1 protein-coding gene is annotated in these 3,064 nt (G+C 49.3%); it reads right to left on the bottom strand.

The genetic code is table 11. From position 1 onward, the window contains the following. Positions 1 to 1,015: 1,015 nt before the first annotated feature. Positions 1,016 to 2,848, bottom strand: coding sequence for a hypothetical protein (locus JOD20_RS26165; RefSeq protein WP_204758116.1), 1,833 nt, complete (start codon positions 2,846 to 2,848; stop codon positions 1,016 to 1,018). Positions 2,849 to 3,064: the final 216 nt, after the last annotated feature.

The following is a 3,064-nucleotide window of genomic DNA, read 5'->3' on the forward strand; positions in this document are numbered from 1 at the left end:
CTGGGAGTCATGGTGGTCCTTTCCTTGGTCTGTTGCATTTCCAAGTATAGTCCACCTGGCTCTCGTTAATTTTGCACCACTTTCGTTATACCACCTCTCTCGATTCCTTGGGTATATCCACCCGCATACGATAAGTCCATCAAGCGCTATGCGTGACAAACCATACGAAATGTATCGGTTATGTTTACTTTGCCGCTGGCCGCACGAATGTTGGACATACCCCAATCACGCGGGTTCACGTGCGCGGCCATACCCGTGATGTTCCCTTAAAACGCGATGACTTGGTGTGTGCCGTTTGCCACATGCAGGCGACCGTGTATCACTACCCTGGCAATGTGCCGCGCTTTTGCTCTGAGGCATGCCATGCTGATGCACGCTTGGCTGCTGATCGCGAAAAAAGCAGCCCAGCGAAAAGCCAAACAGGCAGAACGTGCTGCTGCGGGCATTGTGGTGCGTCGAGGCCGCCCACGCAAACCCTAATCCCGCTCAGGTAATAATTTATTCCCATGTCTTACAAGATATAGGACGAAATAAAACAACCACACGATGCCCATGCACTCACGCGCTGGTGTACCACGGATCCCCTGCAAAAAAATAATGTCCGCTGGCTTGTGGAGCGCTTTTTCTTCCCCGTGCCCGTTCCGTCGGCATTTTTCGTGCGCTGTCCGCCGTGATCGCGCGAGTTTTTGCGCATAGGCAGAGCGCCCATTAGGCCCTTCGTGATAACTTTGGGACGCACGACTGGTCGAGATGACGCACGAAAAACCTGGGGCAGCGGTCTCAGGAGCTAACGGCTCCCGCTACGGGTACTTCGGCTTCGAAATCTCAACCAGTCGGCTGATCGTCACCACCGTGTGCTACTGTTCGCCATCGCGTTTCATACCCCCGACTTTTTCATGCTCTTCCACTACCGATGTTTGGCTGGCTCATGGCTGCTACAACATAGCACATAGCAGCCATGAATCAGCCAAATGGCCCTCAAAAACAGGATTCGTTGCCGCATTCCATTAAGTTCTTAGCGGGCGGCCTCCGTGAATTGGGTCAGAATAGTGGGATCAAACTGGGTCAAGCTACACACCGCTTGGGTACTGCACCCAATACGCATGATATCATTGACCCGCGAGGATCCACTCCCAGCGGGACCATTTTCGCTACTCATCCCTCCTGGTAGGGAGATGGCCGATTGGAATCTGAGCACCCGACGATTTGACCCCTCGGTTTCGTTTAGAACCACATCAAGGGTAAACGTAGTAGGAACCGCTCCATTATAGTAATGGACATCGACCTCAAAACTCCCATTGGCATATCCATCATCACCACTTGTGCGATAGGAAATAACCTCTGGACCAAATCCATCGGTATCATCATAGTCGAGAATACCCTGCCCTACTATGAGGTTATTAAACCATATCGTATTGTTTGTGGTGTCCGTCGTATAGATATCGATATCAGAGCCATTGGTATCCCAGCGTAATACAAACACCGCACGCGAGGAGAGCAGGGCATTGCGTTCAAGCACACTACTTTCGATACCCCGAAGGGTAAGAATCTGCTCCTTGGTGGTTGGCTTTGATGATCCATCAATGCCCTGCGCTTTAATGAGGTTATCGCCCAAGGCCATGACTCCCTCAATGGAGAACGTACCATCGGCATTCACGGGGGTATCAGTGGCAATCCCATTAATCGTTAGCGTTACCTTGGTCGTGGTTGCACGAGCAGCCTCTGGAATGATGCCTGCGATAGTTTCCACGCGCTTCGAGACGGAATCGCCATTGGTATGACTGGTGATCGCCGTCTCCAGGGTAAGTTCATCGCGAACGTGAAAGAAAATCTTAATACTTGTACTCGCCTGTAGACTTGGATTGACGATGGTGACAAACAGTTCGGGAACTGTGCCAGTTGCCGCATAGGGATAGCTGGTTTGCTGCTTGGTTGAAAACCAGCTATATGGGTGATTCCCGATCGTATTTTCCCCCTTGAACTGATCACTTGCGCTCGTTATGGAAACAAAGACTTCTTGTCCAGATTCAACGATGAACTCGGCCACTTTTCCTGATGGTAGCGCACCAGAAAGTGCAGGAATCCGAAATGAGTATGCACCAGCTGGAGCAATCGTTGAAACATCGTTCAATTGAACCTTCGTGGTTGGTGCATCCAGCCACTGCTGTAGCGTACTTTTCCAGCCCTGAAAAGACGCATTTGGCTGATCGAAGCGAAACCCCGTATTCGTTGACACGTCAAAATTTGTTGTTTCATTGCTATCAAAGAGTGAGAGTTTATTCTCAAATTGCGTTCCGTAATTATAATAGGTAAGGGCAGCAGCAAGCGTGTGTGCCTTATCAGATCCAAGCATCGCACCAAAATTACACGTTTCTGCATTGAAAAAGTTGCTAAGATTGACGATTCCTGAGGGATCGCTCGCCAAGTCAACGTTTAAGAATGTACGGAATTGCGAATCAAATTGCGGACATTGTTGGGTCAAGAGCTTAAAGAAGCTAAAGCGCTGATACGGTCGTTGCAATCCGTTACCCGTCCCATTGTGAATGCCAACCTCGGCAATCCGTGATCCCCATCCCTCCATATACATATAGGTATCCAATGAATCGAGTAACTCGTCCTCAATCCATCGAGCAGTACCTTCAATGAACCAATTTGCTTGTGCGCCACCATTAATCAGCAAATCTTTCCCCGTGATGGTTGTCGCAGAATGTCCTTGTGCATGATGAAAATACTCATGGATAAATGTGCCCCGCATTGTTCCCGAAGGCTTATCATCCATATTCGTAAGGTGTAACGTCTTTCTGGCTTCATTCGTTGTCACATACCCAAAGGTCGATGGATCTGACATTTGATGAATTGCAACCGTAAACTGGGTATCAAAGCCTAGACCATGGTTCGTAAACCATGTCTGGGCTGTTACGAGATCAGTGATCAGCTGTTCCTTGGTAATACCACCCCAGCGGGTAGTTATGGTGGTTTGTCAAGAAGTGTGCAAAATCAATCTAGCCAGGCATGCGAATTTTACGAAGCTGGAGCGTCCGAACGACCGCATAAAAGAGTAATA

Source organism: Herpetosiphon giganteus, assembly GCF_016907925.1.
Taxonomy (GTDB): domain Bacteria; phylum Chloroflexota; class Chloroflexia; order Chloroflexales; family Herpetosiphonaceae; genus Herpetosiphon; species Herpetosiphon giganteus.